Genomic DNA, 281 nt, shown 5'->3' on the forward strand with positions numbered 1-281 from the left:
ACGCAAACTGGTCTGCATAATCAGGTCGGCAGACACCAGCAGCTGGGTGCCCAGGCCCGCCCCCTCACGCACCGGAAACGTGTAGGTCTGCCCCGCCTCGTCCCGAACAGCCAGCTGCCTGAAGGGACGCCCCAGATCATCTTTCCACCGCCGGAAAATATGGTCATCGACCAGCACCACGCCCCGAACCTCGCGGGCCACGCCAACCATCAAGCGGGCCACGCGCGATTTGCGCGGCTTGAGCAGACCCAGCCGCAGCAACTGCGAAATCAGCAGCCGCC

General features: G+C 65.1%; 1 pseudogene. It reads right to left on the reverse strand.

The window, feature by feature from the left end:
• Nucleotides 1-281, reverse strand: a pseudogene (locus QZ271_RS14360) (hypothetical protein); the annotation flags it as partial.

It is taken from the genome of Deinococcus sp. (assembly GCF_018260555.1).
Classification (GTDB): Bacteria; Deinococcota; Deinococci; order Deinococcales; family Deinococcaceae; genus Deinococcus.